Here is a 22789-nt window from a genome sequence, read left to right on the forward strand (position 1 = left end):
AAAAAGTGAAAAAACTCAGCAAAATATTTTCCAGCATCTTAAAAGAGGACTTTTATTCATTTTTTCATAAAGCTTTTCGCACGCTACATCCTACTCAAGAACTATATCAGAATTGGCATATAAGATGCTTTATAGAAAATATAAAACTTATTGAAAAAGGCATTATAAATCGTCTGATAGTCAATATACCACCAAGAGCATTAAAATCTATCATATTTAGTGTGATATGGCCATCTTGGATATTAGGACGTGCGCCGGACTCGAAAATTATTACTGTTAGCTATAATAAATCTCTTGCAATAAAGCATAACATGGATTGTAAAACAGTAATGCAATCAGATTGGTATTGTGAGTGTTTTCCATGTGCAAAGCAATTTCGATTCTCTAAAGATAGAATCAGTACGGCACAGCTAGGATACAAATTTGCAACTTCTCCAAATTCAACTTTATTAGGAGAAGGTGCGGACATTATTATTATTGACGATCCGCAGATTCCGCAAAATATAAATTCTCTCGAGTATAGGGAAAAGACTTACTATTGGTTTCAAAGTGTATTATTTTCTCGTCTTAATTCTCCTAAAAATGGTATTATATGTTTGATTATGCAAAGATTGCACGAGCAAGATTTGAGTGGCAAGTTACTGCAAATTGATACTGGAGATTTTCAAAAATGGCATCACGTTATTATAGAAGCGCTAGCGTCTTCTGATAGAATATACAAGTTTGGTGATTATGAAGTTAAAATACCGAAGAATCAGCCATTTGATACTTTCAGATATACGAAAGATTCACTATCTTCTCTAAGAAATGCAGTAGGAGAAAGCGTTTTTCTATCTCAATATCAACAAGAGCCATTAAAGCATAGAGAAGATAGCATAGTGCGGGAAGATTGGATTCAATGGTACAATGATAACATGGAGAAAAAATTTGATATGATATATCAAAGCTGGGATTGTGCTAGTAAAAGCAAAGTAGGTAATGATTACTCAGCTATGACAGAGTGGGGAATTAATGATAGTGGCGTATATTTATTACAAGCGAAAAGGGTAAAAGCAGAATACTTGAAATTAAAGAACTTTATTATTGAAGAATGGCAAAAGAGATATGATCAATACTCGCATAAGATGCTTGGCGTTATTATTGAGGAAGCTGCTTCAGGTATACAGCTTATTCAAGAATTACCTCATATCACGAATCGTAGAATGAGAGTAATTTCGTATAAACCGAAATACAGTAAGAAAGCAAGATTATCCTTAGTGTCATTTCTCTTTGAAGTCGGAAAAATATTTTTCCCTAAAAGATCTATAATAAAAAGAGGAGATAAAGTTGAAGACGATCACGTAATGGCTTTACTCAACGAAATAGTATCATATCCGTATTGTAAAAATGATGATCTGATGGATTCTGCAGTGCAATTCTTACACTGGTATAGTGCTAATGTATGCAATAATCCGAGAACATTACCGAAAATTCGATTACTCTAACGCTAATATTAATATTATTGTTTTTTGCAGTATTTTTCTCGTAGATATTCTCTTGTTCCTGTATGATTTTTACAGATTTTCTCGAATTTTATTACACTGAATGGTATAGAGCATATATAAATTGTCAATAGTAAGGGAATTGCATTCCATGGCACAGTGAGGACGTACGCTATATATAATGCAGATCCAAGTAGCGCAATTGGTATATATGCTACAGGAATTTTCATATATTTTAGAGAAAATGTTGGCAGTGTGCTGACGAGAGATAAACTGATTAGTACTTGATATATCAGTATTATTTCTGCGGGGATTTGTAGCGTTTTCATGACGCTGAACTTTAACATTAATGGTAGCACTAAAAGCATCGCACCTACTGGTGCTGGTATGCCGCAGAAAAATGCTCCCATGCCAAACAGTATTTTTCTTATTCTCACATCTTTATCATGCGTGTACTGTGACTCTGTGCAATATGTTTCTACATCTTCTAGTGAAATACTTTGCGTATTGAATCTTGCTAATCTTACAGCCGTACAGCTTGGAAATAAGATTGTGCACAATAAAAACACAGTTGCATCTTGCGCTATGGTATATGTTGAAAGCCATATATGCATTAAGATAGCAGGTGCTATTCCAAAACTTATTACGTCTGCAATAGAATCTAAATTCTCTCCAAACTTTGATGTTGCTTTCAATAGTCTTGCTGTGTATCCGTCTATGCTATCCATAATGGTAGCAATAATGATCAGTACTGCAGCTTGCTCGAATTTGAAGGAGATTGAATATACAATCGACAGTACACCTAATGATAGAGAAACTAAGGTAATAAGGGATGGTAATAGCTTATAGAATGATACTATTTTTAGTATGCTTATTTTGAATTTCATGCTTTTATGCGTATATATTCAATGCACGATCCTACATTATCATGGAGGATGAGTCGATAATTTGCACTTAATAATTTATATCAGCGCTTCTACGGAGTATCTTGCGCATCTTTTGTGGAGGTATCTTCCGTAGGCGTAGTATCTGCAGGAGTATCTTCCGTAGGCGTAGTGTCCGCAGTGGTATCTTCCGTAGGCGTAGTGTCTGCAGATATAGCTTGAGTTTCTGTAATTATTCCTTTCTTTTTGAGGTTATTTTTAAGATCTTCTCTTTCTTCCGCGAGTGCAGATGGTTGTGACTTTCTTTTTTGTTCTTCCTCTGCTTGTTTCGACTGTCTTATAAGTTCTGCGACTGAAATGTGATACTTATGAGAAATTTCGACAAGTTCGTGTAGCGATTTTTCTACCTCATCAGGAATAGTGATTTGTTTTTCACTTAATGCTTTCATCTGAAATTCTATAGGATTATCCTTCTTAGGATATCCGACAGATATTGTAATTTGAGATGGTGCACCATTTATGAACGCAGTGACCGGTATTTTTGCGATTTCCGGGACTTTTTTAACCTTCTGACATAGAGGCTTCATAAAATTTTCTGTATCGGATTGATCCGGCATTCTTTATGGTAGAGAGTAGCGTTATTTGAATTGTATAAGTGTTATCTTTTATATGCAATAGATATTGACTTGTGATATAAATTTTACTCTAATTAAAGATAATATAAATATTTTAAAAAATATGATGTCGCGTCGCGTATTAATAACCGGTGGTATAAAAGGGCTTGGTAAAGCTATTGCGAAAAAGTTTTACGAAAGCGGTTATACAGTTGCTGTCACTTATAATTCTGATAAAGCAGCAGCAACGGCAATAGAAAAAAGTATTGTCACAAAGGCTTTTTGCTGGGATGTAGGTAATTTTGAAGAATGTCAGTTTCACATTTCCGCAGTGGAAGATTATTTAGGTGGAAATGTAGAAATTTTGATTAACAATGCGGGTATTACGCAGGATAGAATGTTTCATAAAACCGAGCATAATGATTGGGAATCAGTACTGCGCACCAATTTATTTTCGGTATTCAACATGTCTCGTTGTGTAATACAGAAAATGAGAGATAATAAATTCGGTAGGATCATCAATATTAGTTCTGTAAATGCCAATGGTATGTTAGGACAGACAAATTATTCTGCTTCTAAAGCTGGAATAGAAGGCTTTACAAAAGCACTTGCTTTGGAAAATGCTGCATTAGGAATTACAGTTAATGCAATTGCACCTGGATACCTTGGTACGGATATGGTGATGCATATGAAACAAGAAGATTTACAGAGAGTAGTTTCAAAAATACCAATAGGTAGACTTGGTACTCCTGAAGAAATCGCAGAAATTGCAGCATTTTTAGCTAAAAATAGTACTGCTTTTATCACAGGTGCAGTGATTAATGCGAACGGAGGTTTGCGGGTATAGTAGTTAAAAACGCGATAAAGATTTGAGTGCTTCCTGAAGTAGTTGTTCTTTGGTAATGTCGTAGGACAATTTTTGTGAGATGATATCAAGAGTTTTCTGCGCATCATTTTTATTGAAGCCGAGATATATCAATGCCTCTAGTGTCTCATGATATATACTCGGCAATGGAGCTTGTTTGTTGTTTTCCGAATAAGTGCTTCTATCTATCTCTGTGTATAATCTTTTAAACGCATTCGCGGTATTTAATTCGGTTACCATTCTCGTAGCTATTTTTTTCCCTATACCGCTTATTCTTTCAAAAACACTGACTTTACTATCTCCAATAGCATCAATTATCTCAGCGACGGATAGTTCGCCTAGTATTGTTATTGCTAGTTTTGCGCCTATACCATGTACTCCTTTCAATAATTGAAATATCTTCTTTTCCTGTTTCGTTGTGAAGCCGAAAAGCTGTACCGCATCTTCTCTAAATTGCTGTTCGACATAAAATGCGACTTTATCTCCAATCTGAAGAGATTTGGCGATGTGTGGCGCACAATACACTATATATCCTATGTCATGTACGTTTAATAACACGTAATCATGTTCGAATTCTTGCACTGTACCTTCTATGTATCCTATCATTTGCTTAATAAATTTTTCCGACGTTGCGAATTGCAGTCGTTTTAGTTATCTTACGCATATAGGAAATATAGGAAATGTGGTGAAAAGTATAGAATTGAAAGTGTTAGTACTAGTGTACTGCATTATATGTCTTTCCTCTTGTACTACAACTCGTCAGTCTCTGCTTGTTGTTGATGGACAGAGTAGCGATCTTTTGCAAGAGCATGAAGAAGCAGAGTGCGATACGATAAAGGATGTACAAGAAGAAGCATCGAAAGAAGTAGGAATGCCAGTACGATCTTCTGCTGCGGTGGAAAATGTTTCCGATACTGAATCACGGAATCAAGAAAAAAATAGTGATGATGGTGCTGAGCAGAAAGTGCCAGAAGTTACAGCAGAAGCAAAGGAGCATGATAATTCCACTGTTGAGGTGCAGCAGGTATATGAAAAGCGAAAAGAGGACGTTGAAGCTGACGAATATTCAAAAGATAGTATCTCGCATAAACATGAGAAGAGCGTTGCTTCATCTGAGCAGCAGGAAGATGTATCATCATCTGTGCAGGGTATAAGAAGCGCTAATCCGATGAAGGATAAATCATTTATGTGGCCAGTCTCTGGATCAGTATTAAAGCATATAGAGCAGCAAAATGACGATTTCAGAGATGGTATTACAATAAAAGCAAAAAGCGGTACTTCAGTATTCTCCGCTGCTGATGGAGTTGTGATACTTTGTAAGCATGGTAATGAAGTATACGGTAATTATGTCGTAGTAAAGCATGGAAAGTATACCGTTACGTATGGCAATTTGAAAAGTATTGAGATCAAAAAAGGACAGCAAATCAAAAAGGGAAGTATAATAGGTACAGTAGGTAGAACAGGGCAAGCTAAGCAACCACAGCTTTTCTTTTCAGTAAAGAAAAAAGGAATAGTAATTAATCCAGAATAAAGTGATTTCTGCAGTAATGTGATGTATTGTATCTCGTTTCTTATGTACAGTTGACAGAGTGGTGATGCTTTAGTAATGTGTCGCGGTATACAAAAGTGATAAGAAAAATTGTGTTTATCATTGAGAATATTAGAGCGATTGAGGTGTTGGATAGTAGGGGCAATCCTACAATCGAAGCTATTGTTACGTTAGCTGATGGAGCTGTAGGGAAGTTTATTGCACCTAGTGGTGCTTCCGTAGGAATGTATGAAGCAGTCGCAAAGAGAGATGACGATGGCTTTAGTGTGAAGAATATAATTGATGATGGTTTATCAAGAGTACAAGTCTTGTGTGGAATGAGTTTTCCTTCACAGTTGGAGTTTGATACAGCATTAGCTGGTATTGATGGCACTGTTGATAAAAGTGTACTAGGAGGGAATTTTTGTATTGCTGTTTCAGTTGCATTCTGTGTGGCATGCGCTTCTAAGAAGAATGTATCGATATCTCATTATATAAGCACTTTAATGGAGATGCGTGGATATACCGTTGAAGATAGAAAGCATAAGTGTACTCCTATGCTGAATGTAATAAATGGTGGAATGCATGCAGTTGGAGGATTGGATTTTCAAGAGATTATGATTACTCCAATGATATTTGATACTATATCGGAAAAAATAATTGCAGGAGCGAAGATATTTTGCGAGCTTAAAAGAATTTTCAAAGAGAAAGATTATAGTATAAATGTTGGCGATGAGGGAGGGGTAAGTTTTGGTGGCGGTAATATAATGGCAGCTTTTGATATTCTGAATGAAGCAATTGTAAGAGCAGGCTATAACCTTGATAATGTAAAGATTTCGCTTGATGTAGCAGCTTCTAATTTCTGCGAAATGAAAGATGAAAGTTTCCTGTACAACTTGTCAGAATTTAAACATCCTCTCTCTTCTGAGCAATTATGCGAGTTTTATTGCGATCTTGTGAAGCAGTGTGGCAATGTATTAAGTATTGAAGATCCGTTTCATGAAGAAGATGAAAAGGGATGGATGATGATTATGAAGAAGTTAGGAAAAGAAGTGATGATTGTTGGAGATGATTTATTTGTAACGAATCAAGAAATAATTCGCAGTAAAAAAGCATCTGCAAACGCAATCATTATAAAGCCTAATCAAATCGGATTATTATCGGAAGCGATGGAAGCTGTAATGTTAGCAAAATCTAATGATATGATGTTAGTGTTTTCTCATAGATCAGGAGATACGGAAGAACATACCATTGCAGATATTGCTTATGGTTGTGGTAGCGATTTTGTGAAATTCGGCGCGCCATGCAGAGGAGAACGTACAAGTAAATATAATCAATTGCTGAGAATATATCATGAATTCGAAGGCGGAGAGTAAAGCCGCTAAAAGTGTTCTTCGAGGCAAACGCTATACAGTTTTTTGTATAAACCTGTTAACGTGTTGCGTTCTGTTTTCGAAAAACGTGTTGTTTTTGTGATTTAACTCTATTACTTTCTTCGCTATGAAGTAAGTAATTTGATGCAATTCAGTTGTATTATTTATTAAAGTATGATTGAGTTTTGGCGCAATCGCTTCCACATCACTAATCATTTTTTCCACGAATGCATATTTGTCTTTTGCGTGTGCAAAGGACGGTCTGATATCACGCCTCATCAAACGTTCATACAAGATGTCTTTATCCGCAAGTATAGCGATAGATATCGATTTCTCCTTTATTACGTTGTATAAAGTCGGAGTAAATGTAATATTGCCACTTGCTGATATTACCGATATTCCATAGCTTAGTATTTCCTTTAAAGTCTGTGCTTCTAATTGAGCAAGATACTCTTCGCCCATAAAATCATATATTTCGGTGATAGAAAGCATTTTTCGACTTTCTATAACGGAATCTACGTCATAGAATGGCAATTTTAATTTTTTTGCCAATCTTCTGCCTATAGCACTTTTACCGGAACCCATTGGCCCTACTAATACGACAGATTTGGTGATATTTTTGACATTCTGTAACATATTTTTTTCAAAAATTTAAAAATTCGTTCATTAGAAAAGATTTATTTTTGTATGATGACTAGATTTCTTTGATCTCATAGCTTGAAAAAAGGCCTCTATTGTGCAGCAAACAAAGGAGAAAAAATATCTTATATAAAAATGCTAACACAGGCGAAAATTTTGTAGCAATACTTTTTTCAAATGTTAACTGATAAGTTATGTAAAATGTGAACACATATACACTCTTGTCATAGAAATTATGTGGATTTTCATTGTATTAATAATTTCTCTAAGAGAAGATGGATATTTATGTTATGATCATCAGATATGCTTAAAATGCGATGATTATCGAGAAAATATTGTGTACTGACGAGATATTGCAGAAGTAAGTATGCCAAAGAGTTACCTTCATATGAAATTTATATGAATATTAGTGAAGGAAATGATGTACGTAATTGCATAATAGTAGCCGTACAATGGATTGTACTGTTATTGATATCTTATTATAGAATCGATTATGACTATATGAACGTAATAAAAAAATGATGTATTTCTCTCATAAGATGTAAGCTAGATTTTTAGCGTATTTCTGTAGTCTATTACTATGTTATGAAATTCACTTACACTTTAGAAAATATTTACATTTCTTCAAAAGAGCTAAGTTCTGCATAAATGATAAAACGCCTTCTTATGCTGAATTGCGTAGCAAAAGAAGTAATACAATCTATATGAGGAAATGAGAAAATAATAAGAAAGATTTAACCGATTTAGTAAATTGAGAAAAGAACAAGGCGCGAAAGGCGCATAACGCACAAGAGGCTTAATATATCGTCATAACTTCAATAAAAGAAAGTACTTCTACATATATCAGAGGTATAAAACTCAAGCAGCTTTTTTCGATGAGGTGGCAAAATTCAATTAACGCAGTAAACACTGGTATCAGATAGAAGAGATATATACAGCCTCCACGGAAACTTTGCCTACTACTATCAAAGGCGTCTACAAACTATCTAGTAGAACGACAAAGATTTTACGCTACTTTTTAGTATTTTCTGCTACTTTCTGTTAGAACCGTGTCCTTTAAAAGTTCTAGTAGGAGAAAATTCACCAAGTTTCTTTCCAACCATTTCTTCTTTTATCATAACGGCTACATGTTTTCTTCCATTATGCACTGCCAGCACCAATCCAACAAACTCCGGTACTATAGTGCAACTTCTCGACCACGTTTTAATAGGCTTTTGATCATTTTCCTGCATTGCTTTTTTCACTTTTCTCAAAAGTCTCGGATCGACGTAAGGCAATCTTCTTACCTCTCTTTCTTTCTTTTGTTGAGCCTGCGACATATTTGATTATCAAAGATTAGAAAAATTATTTATTTTTTACGTGAACAATGAACTTATCTGTTCTCTTATTCTTTCTTGTTTTTAGTCCTTTAGTACCTTTACCCCAAGGAGTAACAGGATGTCTACCTCCAGAAGTCTTTCCTTCTCCACCGCCATGAGGGTGATCGACTGGATTCATCGCCACACCTCTTACAGTTGGCCTTACTCCCATCCACCTTTTTCTACCTGCTTTTGCGAATTTTATGTTTCTATTATCCTGATTTGATACAACTCCTACTGTAGCAAAACATGTTCTCAATACTTTTCTTGTGATAGTTGCTTTACCTGATTTCAATCTTACCAGAACATAGTCACCATCGCTACCAGTGACCATTGCAGAGCATCCTGCAGATCTTACCAATTGTCCGCCTTTATTAGGCTTTAATTCGATATTATGTACTACCGTACCAGATGGCATCTTTCCCAAGGGAAGCGTATTACCTACCTTTATCTCTGCGCTATCGGAAGAGATGACGGTATCGCCTACCTTGAGGTTATGTGGTGCGATAATATAAGAATACTCGCCATCGGAGTATTTGATTAAAGCTATAAAAGAAGTTCTGTTAGGATCGTATTCTAACCTCTCAACAGTTGCTTGTACGTCTAATTTCCTTCTTTTAAAATCTATGATTCGGTACTTTACTTTATGTCCTCCACCTTTATGACGCACTGTGATGCGCCCCATGTTATTGCGCCCGCCACTCTTATTCAATGAGGTAACTAAGCCCTTAAATGGCTTTCCTGCCCACAAATCATCGCGTGCAACCGACACCAAGCCTCTAGTAGAGGAACACATAGGTCTGTAAAATTTTAGCGACATTACTCGAAATGCTTCTATTACTGAACTCGCACATGCTATAACAAAGAATGCAATAAATCAATAACTTAGGGATAGCGAGAACGATTTGTTAATGAATCTGCACTCTGAAATCTATGAGACCTTTATTAGCGAGATGTTATATTGTTGTATTGAAAATTTTCGTAAAAATGTTGCTGTTAATTGTTATAGATACATGAGAAATAGTGCAATGTGTTGTAGTAGTTTTTATATAAAGCTTCAGAACATAATTCGTATTGTTTTATATATTGAAAAAGTACTCTGATAACCGATTTATAAAAAATGTAAATGCAGCGTTCTAGAATTAATCTCGTAGTGATTAAAAACGATATTAGATTGCACGATAATCCAGCTTTATTTTATGCAGCGAATCAAGATTTGCCGATTATAGTAGTATGTATAGATGAAAAATTGACAGGTCACGCTAGTAGATGGTGGAGATTGAATGCTGTACGAAACTTTATGGACGTATTAGCGGATTATAAGATACAAGTAATATTCGTTGAAAATATATTAGCGGATTTTCATATGATAGTAGCATTTTTTGAAATAGCTGGAATTTATCACAATGACGATTTGCCTAAATTCTTACTTACAATGTTGATTGAGTGTCATATTACGCTTCATAAATTTTATCCTAATCGATTATTTAGCGACGCTTTTAGTGATGTGCAAATTAAAGTCTTTAGTGCGTTTATTAAAAAAGCATTGGATAGACTTGAAGAAATAGCAGTAATGTTACCGTTACCGCGATTTCGTAGTATTCACGATTCTTATCGTTTGCGTAACGTAATGTGCGCAATCCCTCAAATAAAAGGGATAAAATGGTGGAGTGAAATGGAAAATTATTGGCAAATAGGTGAAAAATTTGCTTTGCAGAAATGGCAATTATTTCAAGAGAATGCGCGAGAAAGAAGCATATTACTGTATGCAGAACGTAGAGATATCATGTCTGTTAACGGTACTTCATTACTTTCTCCTCATATCCACTTTGGAGAAATAAGTGTAAGGCGAATGCTATGTGATATAAAATCAATGCTTGTAGATCAATCTGTTCACAAATTTCTCTCAGAATTATTTTGGCGAGAGTTTTCTTATCATACTTTGGAACATATGCCAGACTACTACTATCGCTCAAAATTAGCGCACTTTGATAAAATAGAATGGATAGAGAATGATTTGATAATAAAGAAATGGCAGTGCGGTAAAACGGGATATCCTATTGTAGATGCTGGTATGAGGCAATTATGGAAGATCGGATGGTTACCTAACAGAGTAAGGATGATTGTAGCATCATTTCTAATCAAGAATTTGCATGTGAAGTGGCAGTATGGCGCAGCGTGGTTTTTGGATACTTTGGTAGATGCTGATGTTGCAAGTAATGCATTTGGATGGCAATGGATATCAGGAAGTGGAGTTAGCGCATCTCCTTATTTTAGAGTGATGAATCCGTTTTTACAAAGTAGGAAATTTGATAAAGATGGAGAATACATAAAACGATGGATACATGAGCTAAGAGATGTTCCGGCTAAGCATTTGCATGATGTACTGCATGAGCAGCAGTATATTTCGCCGATAGTTGATTTATCTACAACAAAAGCCGCTTTCTTGAAAAAATGTATGATGGCAAGTCGCAATGCAGATCTTGAGAATTAATGTACACCTGCATAAAACAGCAACAATCCTATAATGCATGATATTACTGAAAGGATACCGAATCTGATATTGATCTCATTTTCTGTCCATCCTTTTTTTTCATAATGATGATGTATTGGCGTCATGAGAAAGAGTCTGTTTTTAGTAATTTTATAGTGAGATACCTGCAAGATAACAGATAATGTCTCTAATACCGGTACTATTGCGAATAGCGGCAGCAACAATTCGCATCTCGTAATCAATGCAATGCAACCTATAAATCCACCTAAAGCCATACTACCTACATCACCCATGAAGATTTTTGCAGGATGTTTGTTGTATACTAAGAAACCGAATAAACTGCCGAGTAATGAGAAGCAAAGAGATAATAATACTGCGTTACTTACTGTTTTAAGCAATGGTAATTCACTATTCGAGAAATGAGAAGATAAGTATAAAATAGCAATTTCTGCCGCTATTACTATAATGCTTGTAGTAGTGGCCAGCCCGTCTACTCCATCGGTCAGATTAAAAGCATTGGATGATGCAACTAACACTATAGCGCCCCATATGCAATATGTAAGTAAGCTGACTTGAATATTTACATTTAGTATTGGTATCCATATCTCACATTGCGATTGATGATATTGCGAGATATAAAAAGTCACAATCAAGCCTATTATAAGTTGCGCGCATAATTTCATTGTTGCAGAAAGACCGTTTGAATGATGAAATTTCACTTTTAAAAAATCATCATAAAAGCCAAGTATGCCATAGCTTAGCATGCATAATAGTGGAGACCACAAAAAAAGATGCCTTACATCATCGTGTTTCAGCATCATTACAATATGTGTTCCAAGTAATATGCACGCAAATGCTGTTCCTCCAAATGTAGGTGTATTTTTCTTTTGAATAATATGATTTGTAGGACCATCCTTTCTTATTGGCTGTCCTTTAGGTACAAGTTTTTTTAACAGCGAAATTGCTACCTTAAGATAAAGGATGCATGCGAAGAAAGCGCTAAAGAATGTGATAATTGGCATATATAGGATGTCTATATCGTATTTTCCTCACTAGTTAAATATGAAAAATGGTACGAAGTCCATGATAATTATAACAAAAAATGAATACTATTTGATGTTCTTTAGATAACACGTATAATCTATCAAGACGATTTAGAGATAATATGTGTATGGACGATGTTTGATGTATTGATACTACTATCGGTCTCTATTTTTATTGTCGTACTGTCACATAAAATTAAGTTAAGTCCTGTATTAGGGTACTTAACGATCGGCGCGGTACTTGGCAAGCATGGATTCAATATCGTGCAAGATCATTCGGTGATAGAGATGCTTGCTGAACTTGGCGTAACACTTCTGCTGTTCGTCATAGGACTTGAGCTGACATTCGAAAGGCTGATAAAAATGAGATGGTATGTGATCGGAATGGGTGGAGGACAGGTGATTCTCACATCGGTGCTGCTGTCTATCATAATCATGAAACTCTCGTCTCTCGAACATCATGTATGTATCTTAATAGGAACGTCTCTCAGTTTATCTTCGACAGCGATTGTAATGCCAGTACTGGAAGAGAACAAGAGGACGTCCACTCGCGTAGGACGAGCTGCACTCGCAATACTGTTATTGCAAGATATTATAGTTGTATTATTGTTTTCTGTTACTGAGCTTCTATCCACAAAAGAAAGTACTGATACAATACTTTCTGCGATGGGGATTGCGGCTTTGAAAGCAATGGTTGGAATTATTGGTATTACTATTGCAGGACGTATTTTTTTGAGACCGTTTCTATCATTGATTGGAAGCGTGAAGAAAGAGGAAATATATGTGGCAACTGCTGTTTTCTTAGTACTTGGCGCTTCGCATGTGATGAAGAAATTTGGCGTGTCAGAAGCAATGGGCGCTTTGTTAGCAGGGATATTGATTGCTGAAACAGAATATAGACAGAAAATAGAAGAGAGTATCATGCCATTCTATGGTCTATTGTTAGGATTGTTCTTCTTTACTGTAGGTATGTCTCTTGATTTAGACGAAGTAGCGCAGAATTATGAGAAGATTTTTTGTGGCGCAGTCATATTACTTGTTTGTAAAGGGTTGATAATTGGAATACTGTGTCGATTATGGAAAATGAGTTGGGGCGCAGCGGCGCATGCTGGTTTAGTTTTAGGACAAGGAGGAGAATTTACATTCGTGTTATTCTCCTTAGCATCTGGAAAGGGGCTGATTGAGCCAGAAATGACCCGTTTGTTATATATGATTATCACCATTAGCATGGCTTTCACACCGTTACTGGCTTTTATTGGTATGAAGATAGAGGATTTAGTAGAATCAAAGAACTTGTCATTAGCTTCGAAAGAACGTAGTGAAATAAGTGATCTTGAACAACATGTAATAATTGCAGGATTTGGTAGAGTAGGGCGTACTGTGGCATACATGTTAGAACAAGAGCAAATACCGTATGTTGCATTAGATAGTAATGTTATGCTGGTAAAAACAGCTAGAAGAGAGGGTTTTCCGGTATTTTATGCAGATTTTCTGAAAAAAGAGTCATTAGACACTGTAAGAACAGATAAAGCGCAAGCTGTAGTATTGTGCATGAGTGATAAAGGAATACTTGCAAAGGCAGTACGTATGTTTGGTGAGTATTTCAGTGATGTACCTCTTATAGCCAAAGTAGAGGACTATAGGCACTCAAGGGGAATCAAAAAGTTAGGTGCATCTCAAACAGTACCAACTACGATAGAGACGGGGCTGCAATTAGGAGGATGTGTATTAATGAGATTAGAGATACCTGAAAGTGAAGTGATAAAATTAAAGCAAAAAATTAGGAAAAATGATTATCTATTGATAGAAGAAATAGAATTATTCAAAGGTGTATCGCACGATTAGTGATGCTGAAGTTTACATCATATTCATTATTTGCAATACTAAACGCAGAAGGTAGTTAGAAAGAAGATGTTCGGAAATTTATTGATGTTCTTGAAGTTTATTCTTCTATATGATGTAGTAAAGGGCATAGCAATAGGTGTACTTTATTGCTTCAAGCCTAAAGTTACGATTCGATATCCGTTCGAAAGAAATCCAGTCGGCACGAAGATGAGAGGAGAGCACATGTTGCTGTTATATGATAACGGAGAAGAGAGATGCATAGGCTGTAAATTGTGTGAAGCCATATGTCCAGCACAGGCAATTACAATGGCCACGACTCAACTCAGTAATGGCACCAGATGTGCAACGCACTACGATATAGACATGACAAAGTGTATATATTGCGGATTATGCCAAGAAGCATGTCCTGTGTATGCAATAGTGGAAGGGCCAAACTATGATTTCGCTAAGGAAACTCACGTAGAGTTGGTATATACAAAATCTAAGTTGTTAGATAATGGAAAGAGGTGGGAGAGAGTTCTGTAGAAACAGGATAATTGCGGTAGTAACTGTGAATTCTTGCGAGTAATTTAGGATAGATGCATTCAAAATAAGCTTTACACGCGATCTGAAATTTGTACCAATCGCTGTTTTGAAATTGAGAGATATCTTGCACAAATATCGTGTCATCAATGATTTCATGGTTGCTTATCTTTTTTATCCATTTCATTTCGTCGAAGTATTGTAGCTTTTTACTATAGGTAAGTTCTATATATTTACGATATTCTTGTATTCTATATTTTATATTTGGTATTTGAAATGTACTACCAAGAAATTGCTGCAGCTGTCTCTTGCTTTGTATATAATTAACTTTAGAGTGTTGTCTGAATTTCATATAATGCTTCAGAAGATATATTGCTGCTTCTATGAAAATAGCGTTATTATCCACGAGAGGGTTCTTTAGCCTCGTATCATACCACACGGTATTTATCGAATCCGGAAGAGTAAATGCATCTAGATGCCCTATTTGAAGGTAAGATCGCGGAGGGTATAATGCATTTATCTCATCTATTACTCCTGAAAAATTTTGATGTGCCCATGTATCAGCGTAAGCATGCGATGCTATGCCTATGTAGTAAGGATCTTTAGTCTCTAATCCTTTTATTAGCATTTTTTTTGCTAAGTTGGCATTCTTGGTAGTGCATAAAAAATTTTTCACTTGATCGCTTCTATTTATCGCTACTATCTGCGGATTTCCAGGTACGAAGTGAAATGCAAGATATAATATAAGAGGCAATTGAGAAGGATTCATTATATTATTACTGCAGCTTACATGATTTGTGAAAAGCTTGATATTTTTTCCTGCTTTTGCCAAGTAAACATTGTATTGAGTATGATTGTGATCAACATACTGTGCGCTATACGCTATTTTACAAGCATCTTTGAATGTGAAGCCTGCGGTAATAGCGACAATAAAGTTGACGTAGTAGTGAAATTCAAAATTCATTTTCGATTTTAGCGTTTCCAGCTGTATGCATACATGCGTATTGTAATCTGCGGAAGATGATCGACGATTTTATCGCTTCATCGCGATGTGTAGAAGTTGCGCCACGCTTATGCATATCAGTTTATGTTCTGATGCAAACTGAAACACATCATTTCCTGCTAGTGGAAAGCCTTTTGCGTCCAGTACTTCACATCCTGCGCCTGCTTCATGCATATTTGCTAGCTGCATCAGAAAAACAATAGACTCTGTATGTCCTTTTCTCGTCTTTAGTCCTCCATCTCTAGCGATAATTGGAAAAATGTGTCCCGGAGTTTTAAATGAATGCGCGATAGATGTAGGATCTGCTAGTGCGTTGATAGTTTTAGCTCTTTCCATCGTAGAAATACCAGTAGTAGAGTCTATATGATCCACTGACATCGTAAAAGCAGTAAAATCATTGCTTCCTCTTACATCTTGTAACTTCAAGGAAAGTTTTGTTGCTATAGAGGCTGAAATTGCTACATATACAAGACCTCTACAATGAGTTACCATAAAATTGACGATTTCTGCTGTCGCCGCTTGTGCAGCTACTACAACATCGCATTCATTCTCTTTTTCAGCATCGTATAAGAGAATTGGTAGTCCATTTTGAAGTGCTTCTACAGCTTCCTTCACTTCATGATAGTCATGCTTCATTGTCGTACTACGTAGAATAATCTGTCGGTAGAGTGGTACATGCTATAATGAAAGTCAATCTAAACTTGAAATGAATTAAAGTCCTATTTGCATAGGCCTCTCTTTTGCATCTGTTGATTTAGATTTATCGTATATTTTTACTTTTGAAGTGCTACAAAATTGACTAGATCATTGACATACATCACATTCATCATTGGTTGTATTTTTACGTGTTCCGATATTCATCTCGAGTTGCGTCATGCTGCTATTTTGCTCTGCATGAGAGATCTTCACATTTTGAAGTGACCGAGATCTCAAATAGTAGAGAGATTTAATACCTAATTCCCATGCTCTTTTATGAAGGTTATGAAGGTAAGTTTTATCTACATCAGGTGGTAAGAAGAGATTTAAAGACTGCGCTTGACATATATATTGCTGTCTTTCTGCCGCTTGTTCTATCAAGCACATTTGATCTATTTCAAATGCAGTTTTGAAAATCTCTTTTTCTTCTTGTGATAGAAACGACAAATGCGCTACTGATCCATTATTTGCCATAATGGAAGTCCATACTTCCGGAAGATTCTGATCTTTTTCCTGTAATAATTTCGTAAGATTCTTATTCTGCACGTAGTGCGTACCGGATAATGTTTTATGCGCTATACAATTGGCTTGCCATGGCTCTATGCATGGTGACGTATTACCGTTGAGGATAGAGATAGAAGCGGTAGGAGCTATGCCAGTGACGTGTACAAATCTTTTCATTACGCCAGCTTTTTGCGCATCAGGACAAGCGCCTCTCTGTTTAGCAATTTCCGTCGAAGCAATATCAGCTTTCTTTTTTATGTGAGAAAAGATTTCTTGATTGTATTTTTTAGCGAGTTCTGAGTTAAAAGGAATCCCCTTTTGTTGAAGAAAATCATGCCATCCCATTACTCCAAGGCTGAGACTGCGTTCTTGAGTAGCGGCATAGACAGCGTTTTTATGCCACTGAGAACCTTTGGCTGAGCCTATAAAATCCTCTACTACATTGTCGAGGAATAGTAATATGTCGTATATGAATCTGTCGTTGTCTTTCCATTTTTCATAATCTGCTAAATTCACAGAAGATAAGATACATACTGCAGTTCTTATTCTTTCATTGTAATCTTCACCTGTTGCAAGAACTATTTCGGTACATAAGTTTGAAAGCTTCACTTCTAGTTGTAACTTCTTATAAATGTCAGGACGTTGCTTATTTACGTTATCTATGAAAATGATATACGGTACTCCTGTTTCTAGTCTACTTATAAGCAATTGTATCCATATTTCGCGCGCTTTGACAGTTCGGATAATTTCTCCAGTGGCAGGGCTTCTAAGATGCCAGTCATCTCCGTTAATCATCGCTTTCATAAAAGCATCTGTTAACAGTACACCGTGGTAGAGATTGATAAATTTTCTGTGCAAATCTCCACTTCCTACTAATTTCTTCGCATCGATAAATTCTCTAATTTCCGGATGTGAATCTTGTAGATATGCTGCTGCGCTTCCTCTTCTAAGACTTCCTTGTGATACAGCAAGCACCGCTGAATCTGACATCTTTAAAAATGGCATTATACCAGAAGTACGGCCTTTCCCGCTAATTCTTTCACCTATAGAACGGACATTACCCCAGTAAGTACCTATTCCTCCTCCTGCTGCTGAAAGCTTACCGTTCTCATGTATTGTATCGAGTATTCCATCTAAGCTATCCGGGACTTCATTTAGAAAGCATGAAACAGGATATCCTCTTGTAGTACCGCCGCTGGATAGTACGGGTGTAGGTGGAGAGAAATATCCTAAACTCATGTAATCGTATAATCTTTGCGCATGTTCGCTATCGGATGCGTAGTATGATGCGACTCTTGAATATAAATCCTGTGGCGTTTCATTACCTATTAAATACCTATCTTTCATCACTGTACGGGAGAATTCTTGTAACCTCTCGTTACGTCGTAAGTCTATGCTGACATGAAACTTGCGTTGCTTGAAAATGATATCGCTCATGTGAAAGTTTCTCGGTAAATGTGTTGGAAGTATAGAGATGCGTCACAAAAAAAATACAAATAAAAACATAAATTTCAATGCGAAAAGATGCACTATAAAAAACACACAAATAAACACATACATTTATCATTGCTCGTGAGAGGCGTAATATCAGTTCTTAGTAGAGAAGTGTGATTTGAAGGAAGTTTATGGTCGGGGCAGAGAGATTTGAACTCCCGACCCTCTGGTCCCAAACCAGATGCGCTACCAGACTGCGCCATGCCCCGTAGCTGCACATCAAGAAGGATCATGCAGCGTAATACCTTGATTGTTACCTTATACTAATATAGATGTCAAGAAAGTGTGCGGAAGCTAAAATTTTTGATTTATGTCTTTTTCTGCCATAGGCTCTAATCCAAGCATTGCTCTTTTCTCATTAATAGTAATAAAGGTAGCTTTTTCTAATCTTTCCCATGTTGAATGCACTCTATCTGCCATTGCACTTAAGAGAGTTGCATCATGCTTGAGTTGAAAGTTAGTAGTTTTCTTAATTAACCATTTGTTGAGGTGATGTACAGTATGCTGTACCAGCGGTATTACCGTTTGCTCGAGGAAAGAGATTCTAGCTTGTTCGAAATTATTATATTTATTTTCGCCCGGAAGTCCGAGTAACTGAGGAGGTACACCTAATCCTATTGCAATTTCCCTTGCACTGCACATTTTAGATTCAAGAAAATCCATGTCTTGAGGAGAAAATCCAAGACTCTTTAATTCTAGTCCTCCTTCTAGTAGCAGCAATCTGCCAGCATTATCAGGACTTGTAAATGCATTTCGAATAGATTCTTGCAGTCTTTCAAATTCTTCTTGATTAACGTAATTTTGCAGTGTGAGTACAGCACTAGGGCGCGCACCATTTTGCAGTAGCGATTGATTCCAAATACTTGCTTGATTATGTTGATCGACACTGATAGCAATGGATTCAATAGATGAGAGTCCATACCAGTTAGATAATGGATTAAAGTTTTTGATATGTAGGATGTTAGACGTACCATCTTCTGCAACTGCATAGTCGCAGTATGAATTACCGATTGTGTGTCTGTACCCTGCACGTTTACCATCTTTTCCAGCTAAAACGTTAATCGCACTTGGACAAAGAAGTTCTAATGTCTGAAAATTCATGTTCTGATCATCGCTTTGTTTTCCAAGAACGAATGCATTTCCGCTAATAAGGCGGTAAGTATACAACGATTCTAGAAAATCTGTGCCGCTTTGTTCTGAGTTAGGATTTCTAAGTAATTCGAGAATTGGATGATTATGCAATAATATATCACCTTTATTTGATGCTTGATAAAGTTTTATTGGTATACTCGCTGCCGTATTTGCAATCATCTTGATTGCTCTATGTACTATTACGTTTTCTGTATATGCTTTTGCGAATTCTTCATATCGTCTGTTACTCCATACAGGCTTACCAAGCTGATATATATAAGAGGAGCCAGAAGGTTTAACATCGGATTTCATGTGTAACATTTTTGATATTCTTGACAGCATCGTATTTGTAGTTAAATTATTCTTGGACACTCAGACTATGCTACAGGTGTGTAATGCGTGGTAGTAGCTTAGTTATGAAATATTATTTTTATTCGCAAAAACATGGAAAATAGCGATAAAGCAACCTCTTCCTTAGAGGGACAACAGGTACCAGTGTTGGAAGTGCAATTTCAATTCTTAAAGGATTTATCATTTGAGAGTAATGGACACTACATTTCTTCTGAATCACCTATACAGCAGGATATTAGAGTATCATTTGATGTAAATGTAGTCGTGTTTGACGTTCGCAATACATATGACGTGGTGCTGAACTGTAAAGTAGAATCAATGTTCAAGGAGCAGTTAGTTTTCGTCGTGGAGTTGCAGTATTGCGCGAGAATTACGATAGCAGAGCACGTATCTGAGCAGGATAGAGAAATTATGTTATTCGTTACAACTCCTACTTTGTTATTTCCGTATGTGAGAAACATCGTTTCTGATGTTGCATGTCTTGGCTCTTATCCAGTGCTATTGTTAGCGCCGTTTGATTTCGCAGCATTATATGCGCGAAAAAAGTCAGAATGATGGCGCTATTATGAATTTTGTCAGAACTTGCGTATTTTACTTTACACTATCCGTATGGACGTTTTTTATTACGGTGATTTTCTCTCCAGTCTTCATTTCTACCGTTATTAGAAGAATAGTAAAACGGAAGATCGCTGTTATATGGGCGTTTGGAGTGATGATTCTTTTAAGGATAATTTGCGGGGTAAGGTATCGTGTATTATGCGATAATGCTTCCGTAATCAGCGAAAAAAGAGTGCTTATTGCTTCAAAGCACGAATCGCCATGGGAGACGATATTTTTTTTCACTTTGTTCAAAGGACTATCATTTGTTGTAAAAGAGGAGTTACTTAAGATTCCATTCTATGGATGGTACTTAAAAGTGCTAGATATGGTGCCAATAAAGAGAAATGCAGGCATGGAAGCATTGCGAAAGATAGTAAAAAGTGCAGAAGGAAATTTAAAAGAAAGTGGAAGTTTTCTAATCTTTCCGGAAGGTACAAGAGTATCTCATGGCGTTGTTGCCGAGTGTAAACACGGTATATATGCGGTATATAAAAACATCACAGAAAAATTTGGAGACGTTCCATTGATACCAGTAGCTTTAGATTCAGGTAAGTTGTGGAAAAAAGAACGATTTAGTATCGAATCTGGTCTTATTACTGTGAGAGTGCATGATAAATTACCACAAAATCTATCAAAAGAAGAATTTATGAAGACTTTACAAAGTAAAATAAATTCAATTTAATGTTCGATTTTCAGTAGATATATCATGCACTTCATATTGTTACTTCATGTTACTTACCTGATTTCGAATAAAGTGCAATCGCATTTCCCTCGCTATCTGTAATTATTGCTCTGAAGCCATAATCTCCGATACTTTCTATAGGTTTTAGAAGAGTGGAATCACTCTTTAACGCAGCTGCTACTGCTTCATTGAGAAAACCTTCAACATTTAAATATATTAATGCTCCATTCTTTGAAGGTTTTCTATCTTCCATTACAGCTAAACATCCAGAAACGTTGTCATTCACGTGAGGTAATAAGCCAAATTCTAAACCGTGTTCTGAAATTTTCTGAACTTTCTGATTTAAAACTGCACTATAGAATGCAATTGCACGTTCGAGATTTTCGACTGGTATATCAATCCAGCATATAGTATGTTTTTCAGTCATATATTGTAAAAAATGATATCAGTACAGTATTCTTTCCTTGTGTCAATGACAGAAACTCCTTTGCGGATACTTTATTTTGTATGCTACTATCTGTTAATACTGTCGTATTGTTTATGCACTGAAATCGGTATGACATTAGCAATTTTTTGATATAAAATTCATCATGAGTATAAAGCGTATTACTTTGAAAGGGACGAAATACGAAATGGGATTTCAGTATGGCGCAGTATTGCAAGCTGAATTAAAAACCTCTCTTGGTATTATCAAAGAGTTTTTTATCGGTAAGCACCATTTCTCTAACGATGCGCTGTTAAACAAAACAAATGCATTTTATGAGAGATATCCGAGTTCGTTTCAAGATTTCATAAAAGGTGTTGCTAATGGTGCAGATCTCACTTTAGGCGATGCGAAGATATTGAATGGTATGGAAACTCTCAATTCTCTGATAGCTAACAGAAGCGAAATAAGCGCTTGTGCTTTTGTGGCAATACCTCCATTTAAAACTGGAGACTCTGTAATTATAGGAAGAAATTATGATTTTCCTGCACCTTTTTCAAAGCTAGCGAAGTATTTACTTATCACAATCTTGCTAGAAGAGAATGCAATACCAACTGCCTTTATAGGAATGCCAGGTCAGATATACTGCTCTACTTGTATTAATCAAAATTCACTATTTGTAGAGTTTAATAATGCGACTCCATCTGGTGGAAAAGCTGTAAATCAAGAGAGAGAATCTTTACTTATAAGTCTGTTAAGCACGCTTCAGAGTAGCAGAAACTTGCTAGAATTGGATAGTAAGCTTCAGCAATTAGAATCTGACTACTCTCTTGTTGTAAATGTGGCTGATAAAAAGTATGTCAGAGCGTATGAATATTCTTCATATTATGGAATGAAATCTTTTACTCCGGAGGAAAATAGTGTGTACGCCTCAACTAATTTCTATCTAAATAAGACATGGAATAGATCTGTCATTTCAGATGAAAATACTTGGTATGGTGTAACTAGAATGAATAATTTGTTGAATCTTGCAAAAACTGCCGTTTCTGTATCTGATGTAATGAATATGCTGGATAGAAAATTATCCGATGGAGGTGCTACATGGAATTTGACTATATATCAGATAATTTATGATGCTGGTGCATATAATCTACATATTAAAAGAACGCTAGAAGATGAAGAATGGGAATGTATCGATATGCATGAGTTGTTCGCTGATGTACCGCTTCATACTCAAGAATTATAATTTGAAATTTAT

General features: G+C 36.1%; 22 protein-coding genes and 1 tRNA gene. 10 read left to right on the forward strand and 13 right to left on the reverse strand.

Annotated elements, in window-relative coordinates; all coding sequences use genetic code 11:
- Positions 1-5: 5 nt before the first annotated feature.
- On the forward strand, positions 6-1484 hold the full coding sequence (locus Fsol_RS00640; protein ID WP_108672983.1) for a hypothetical protein: 1479 nt from the start codon (positions 6-8) through the stop codon (positions 1482-1484).
- Positions 1485-1498: 14 nt separating this feature from the next.
- Here the strand turns inward: Fsol_RS00640 and Fsol_RS00645 are convergent, their stop codons facing one another.
- Both Fsol_RS00645 and Fsol_RS00650 read right to left on the reverse strand, forming a co-directional pair.
- A complete protein-coding gene (locus Fsol_RS00645; protein ID WP_108672984.1) occupies positions 1499-2368 on the reverse strand; it encodes a CDP-alcohol phosphatidyltransferase family protein in 870 nt (289 codons plus the stop codon).
- Positions 2369-2457: 89 nt separating this feature from the next.
- Positions 2458-2982: a DUF2610 domain-containing protein gene (locus tag Fsol_RS00650; protein WP_108672985.1), complete on the reverse strand. Its 525-nt coding sequence runs from the start codon at positions 2980-2982 to the stop codon at positions 2458-2460.
- A 124-nt stretch (positions 2983-3106) separates the two neighbouring features.
- On the opposite strand from Fsol_RS00650, the gene Fsol_RS00655 reads away from it, so the two are divergent.
- Complete coding sequence (locus Fsol_RS00655; protein ID WP_108673546.1) at positions 3107-3826, forward strand: 3-oxoacyl-ACP reductase; 720 nt, start codon at positions 3107-3109, stop codon at positions 3824-3826.
- 3 nt (positions 3827-3829) lie between these two features.
- Here the strand turns inward: Fsol_RS00655 and ruvA are convergent, their stop codons facing one another.
- Positions 3830-4450, reverse strand: coding sequence for a Holliday junction branch migration protein RuvA (ruvA, locus tag Fsol_RS00660; RefSeq protein ID WP_108673547.1), 621 nt, complete (start codon positions 4448-4450; stop codon positions 3830-3832).
- Here ruvA and Fsol_RS00665 point away from each other — a divergent pair.
- Positions 4437-5375 carry a murein hydrolase activator EnvC family protein gene (locus tag Fsol_RS00665; RefSeq protein ID WP_108672986.1) on the forward strand — a complete coding sequence of 313 codons (939 nt, stop codon included), beginning with the start codon at positions 4437-4439 and terminating at the stop codon, positions 5373-5375. The genes ruvA and Fsol_RS00665 overlap by 14 nt on opposite strands.
- A gap of 95 nt (positions 5376-5470) precedes the next feature.
- Positions 5471-6748, forward strand: coding sequence for a phosphopyruvate hydratase (eno, locus tag Fsol_RS00670; RefSeq protein ID WP_158521590.1), 1278 nt, complete (start codon positions 5471-5473; stop codon positions 6746-6748).
- Positions 6749-6778: 30 nt separating this feature from the next.
- Here eno and Fsol_RS00675 read toward each other — a convergent pair whose 3' ends face one another.
- The 3 genes from Fsol_RS00675 to rplB form a co-directional block, all read right to left on the reverse strand.
- Positions 6779-7381 carry a shikimate kinase gene (locus Fsol_RS00675; protein ID WP_108672988.1) on the reverse strand — a complete coding sequence of 201 codons (603 nt, stop codon included), beginning with the start codon at positions 7379-7381 and terminating at the stop codon, positions 6779-6781.
- 1034 nt (positions 7382-8415) lie between these two features.
- Positions 8416-8703, reverse strand: coding sequence for a 30S ribosomal protein S19 (gene rpsS / locus Fsol_RS00680; protein ID WP_108672989.1), 288 nt, complete (start codon positions 8701-8703; stop codon positions 8416-8418).
- Between the two features lie 25 nt (positions 8704-8728).
- Positions 8729-9562, reverse strand: a complete 834-nt coding sequence (gene rplB / locus Fsol_RS00685; protein WP_108672990.1) for a 50S ribosomal protein L2 — start codon at positions 9560-9562, stop codon at positions 8729-8731.
- Between the two features lie 306 nt (positions 9563-9868).
- Between rplB and Fsol_RS00690 the strand changes: the two genes are divergently transcribed.
- On the forward strand, positions 9869-11236 hold the full coding sequence (locus Fsol_RS00690; RefSeq protein WP_108672991.1) for a cryptochrome/photolyase family protein: 1368 nt from the start codon (positions 9869-9871) through the stop codon (positions 11234-11236).
- Here the strand turns inward: Fsol_RS00690 and mraY are convergent.
- The gene (gene mraY / locus Fsol_RS00695; protein WP_108672992.1) at positions 11233-12258 is read right to left on the reverse strand and encodes a phospho-N-acetylmuramoyl-pentapeptide-transferase; all 1026 of its coding nucleotides are present in this window, start codon (positions 12256-12258) and stop codon (positions 11233-11235) included. The two genes, Fsol_RS00690 and mraY, sit on opposite strands and share 4 nt — an antisense overlap.
- Positions 12259-12414: 156 nt before the next feature.
- Here mraY and Fsol_RS00700 point away from each other — a divergent pair, with 156 nt between their 5' ends.
- A complete protein-coding gene (locus Fsol_RS00700; RefSeq protein ID WP_108672993.1) occupies positions 12415-14124 on the forward strand; it encodes a cation:proton antiporter domain-containing protein in 1710 nt (569 codons plus the stop codon).
- Positions 14125-14190: 66 nt separating this feature from the next.
- Positions 14191-14649: an NADH-quinone oxidoreductase subunit NuoI gene (gene nuoI / locus Fsol_RS00705; protein ID WP_108672994.1), complete on the forward strand. Its 459-nt coding sequence runs from the start codon at positions 14191-14193 to the stop codon at positions 14647-14649.
- Here the strand turns inward: nuoI and Fsol_RS00710 are convergent.
- From Fsol_RS00710 to Fsol_RS00730, 5 genes are all read right to left on the reverse strand, one after another.
- Entirely contained in the window at positions 14606-15610 is a 1005-nt protein-coding gene (locus tag Fsol_RS00710; protein WP_108672995.1) for a DUF6765 family protein, read from the reverse strand. The genes nuoI and Fsol_RS00710 overlap by 44 nt on opposite strands.
- Before the next feature lie 69 nt (positions 15611-15679).
- Positions 15680-16285, reverse strand: a complete 606-nt coding sequence (locus tag Fsol_RS00715) for a 3,4-dihydroxy-2-butanone-4-phosphate synthase (protein WP_108672996.1) — start codon at positions 16283-16285, stop codon at positions 15680-15682.
- Between the two features lie 168 nt (positions 16286-16453).
- On the reverse strand, positions 16454-18286 hold the full coding sequence (locus Fsol_RS00720; RefSeq protein ID WP_108672997.1) for a ribonucleoside-diphosphate reductase subunit alpha: 1833 nt from the start codon (positions 18284-18286) through the stop codon (positions 16454-16456).
- A 189-nt stretch (positions 18287-18475) separates the two neighbouring features.
- Positions 18476-18552 (reverse strand) — tRNA-Pro (locus tag Fsol_RS00725).
- Positions 18553-18637: 85 nt separating this feature from the next.
- Entirely contained in the window at positions 18638-19846 is a 1209-nt protein-coding gene (locus tag Fsol_RS00730) for a phage portal protein (RefSeq protein WP_108672998.1), read from the reverse strand.
- Positions 19847-19918: 72 nt separating this feature from the next.
- Here Fsol_RS00730 and Fsol_RS00735 point away from each other — a divergent pair, with 72 nt between their 5' ends.
- Complete coding sequence (locus Fsol_RS00735) at positions 19919-20380, forward strand: protein-export chaperone SecB (RefSeq protein ID WP_108672999.1); 462 nt, start codon at positions 19919-19921, stop codon at positions 20378-20380.
- Complete coding sequence (locus Fsol_RS00740) at positions 20358-21107, forward strand: lysophospholipid acyltransferase family protein (protein WP_108673000.1); 750 nt, start codon at positions 20358-20360, stop codon at positions 21105-21107. Before Fsol_RS00735 ends, Fsol_RS00740 begins: the two co-directional genes overlap by 23 nt.
- A 49-nt stretch (positions 21108-21156) precedes the next feature.
- Here the strand turns inward: Fsol_RS00740 and Fsol_RS00745 are convergent, their stop codons facing one another.
- Positions 21157-21534: a VOC family protein gene (locus tag Fsol_RS00745; RefSeq protein ID WP_108673001.1), complete on the reverse strand. Its 378-nt coding sequence runs from the start codon at positions 21532-21534 to the stop codon at positions 21157-21159.
- A gap of 163 nt (positions 21535-21697) precedes the next feature.
- Here Fsol_RS00745 and Fsol_RS00750 point away from each other — a divergent pair, with 163 nt between their 5' ends.
- On the forward strand, positions 21698-22777 hold the full coding sequence (locus tag Fsol_RS00750) for a C45 family autoproteolytic acyltransferase/hydolase (RefSeq protein WP_108673002.1): 1080 nt from the start codon (positions 21698-21700) through the stop codon (positions 22775-22777).
- The last annotated feature ends 12 nt before the right edge of the window (positions 22778-22789 follow it).

Origin of the sequence: Candidatus Fokinia solitaria (assembly GCF_003072485.1) — a bacterium.
Classification (GTDB): Bacteria; Pseudomonadota; Alphaproteobacteria; order Rickettsiales; family Midichloriaceae; genus Fokinia; species Fokinia solitaria.

What these genes read in the sequence shown, in the direction of transcription:
- Fsol_RS00740 (WP_108673000.1), top strand. Translation starts at nt 20,358, where the DNA reads ATGCGCGAAAAAAGTCAGAATGATGGCGCTATTATGAATTTTGTCAGA.
- mraY (WP_108672992.1), bottom strand. Translation starts at nt 12,258, where the DNA reads ATGCCAATTATCACATTCTTTAGCGCTTTCTTCGCATGCATCCTTTAT.
- rpsS (WP_108672989.1), bottom strand. Translation starts at nt 8,703, where the DNA reads ATGTCGCAGGCTCAACAAAAGAAAGAAAGAGAGGTAAGAAGATTGCCT.
- Fsol_RS00745 (WP_108673001.1), bottom strand. Translation starts at nt 21,534, where the DNA reads ATGACTGAAAAACATACTATATGCTGGATTGATATACCAGTCGAAAAT.
- Fsol_RS00645 (WP_108672984.1), bottom strand. Translation starts at nt 2,368, where the DNA reads ATGAAATTCAAAATAAGCATACTAAAAATAGTATCATTCTATAAGCTA.
- Fsol_RS00715 (WP_108672996.1), bottom strand. Translation starts at nt 16,285, where the DNA reads ATGAAGCATGACTATCATGAAGTGAAGGAAGCTGTAGAAGCACTTCAA.
- ruvA (WP_108673547.1), bottom strand. Translation starts at nt 4,450, where the DNA reads ATGATAGGATACATAGAAGGTACAGTGCAAGAATTCGAACATGATTAC.
- Fsol_RS00655 (WP_108673546.1), top strand. Translation starts at nt 3,107, where the DNA reads ATGTCGCGTCGCGTATTAATAACCGGTGGTATAAAAGGGCTTGGTAAA.
- Fsol_RS00675 (WP_108672988.1), bottom strand. Translation starts at nt 7,381, where the DNA reads ATGTTACAGAATGTCAAAAATATCACCAAATCTGTCGTATTAGTAGGG.
- Fsol_RS00735 (WP_108672999.1), top strand. Translation starts at nt 19,919, where the DNA reads ATGGAAAATAGCGATAAAGCAACCTCTTCCTTAGAGGGACAACAGGTA.
- Fsol_RS00710 (WP_108672995.1), bottom strand. Translation starts at nt 15,610, where the DNA reads ATGAATTTTGAATTTCACTACTACGTCAACTTTATTGTCGCTATTACC.
- Fsol_RS00665 (WP_108672986.1), top strand. Translation starts at nt 4,437, where the DNA reads ATGTATCCTATCATTTGCTTAATAAATTTTTCCGACGTTGCGAATTGC.
- Fsol_RS00700 (WP_108672993.1), top strand. Translation starts at nt 12,415, where the DNA reads ATGTTTGATGTATTGATACTACTATCGGTCTCTATTTTTATTGTCGTA.
- Fsol_RS00650 (WP_108672985.1), bottom strand. Translation starts at nt 2,982, where the DNA reads ATGCCGGATCAATCCGATACAGAAAATTTTATGAAGCCTCTATGTCAG.
- rplB (WP_108672990.1), bottom strand. Translation starts at nt 9,562, where the DNA reads ATGTCGCTAAAATTTTACAGACCTATGTGTTCCTCTACTAGAGGCTTG.
- Fsol_RS00750 (WP_108673002.1), top strand. Translation starts at nt 21,698, where the DNA reads ATGAGTATAAAGCGTATTACTTTGAAAGGGACGAAATACGAAATGGGA.
- nuoI (WP_108672994.1), top strand. Translation starts at nt 14,191, where the DNA reads ATGTTCGGAAATTTATTGATGTTCTTGAAGTTTATTCTTCTATATGAT.
- Fsol_RS00720 (WP_108672997.1), bottom strand. Translation starts at nt 18,286, where the DNA reads ATGAGCGATATCATTTTCAAGCAACGCAAGTTTCATGTCAGCATAGAC.
- Fsol_RS00690 (WP_108672991.1), top strand. Translation starts at nt 9,869, where the DNA reads ATGCAGCGTTCTAGAATTAATCTCGTAGTGATTAAAAACGATATTAGA.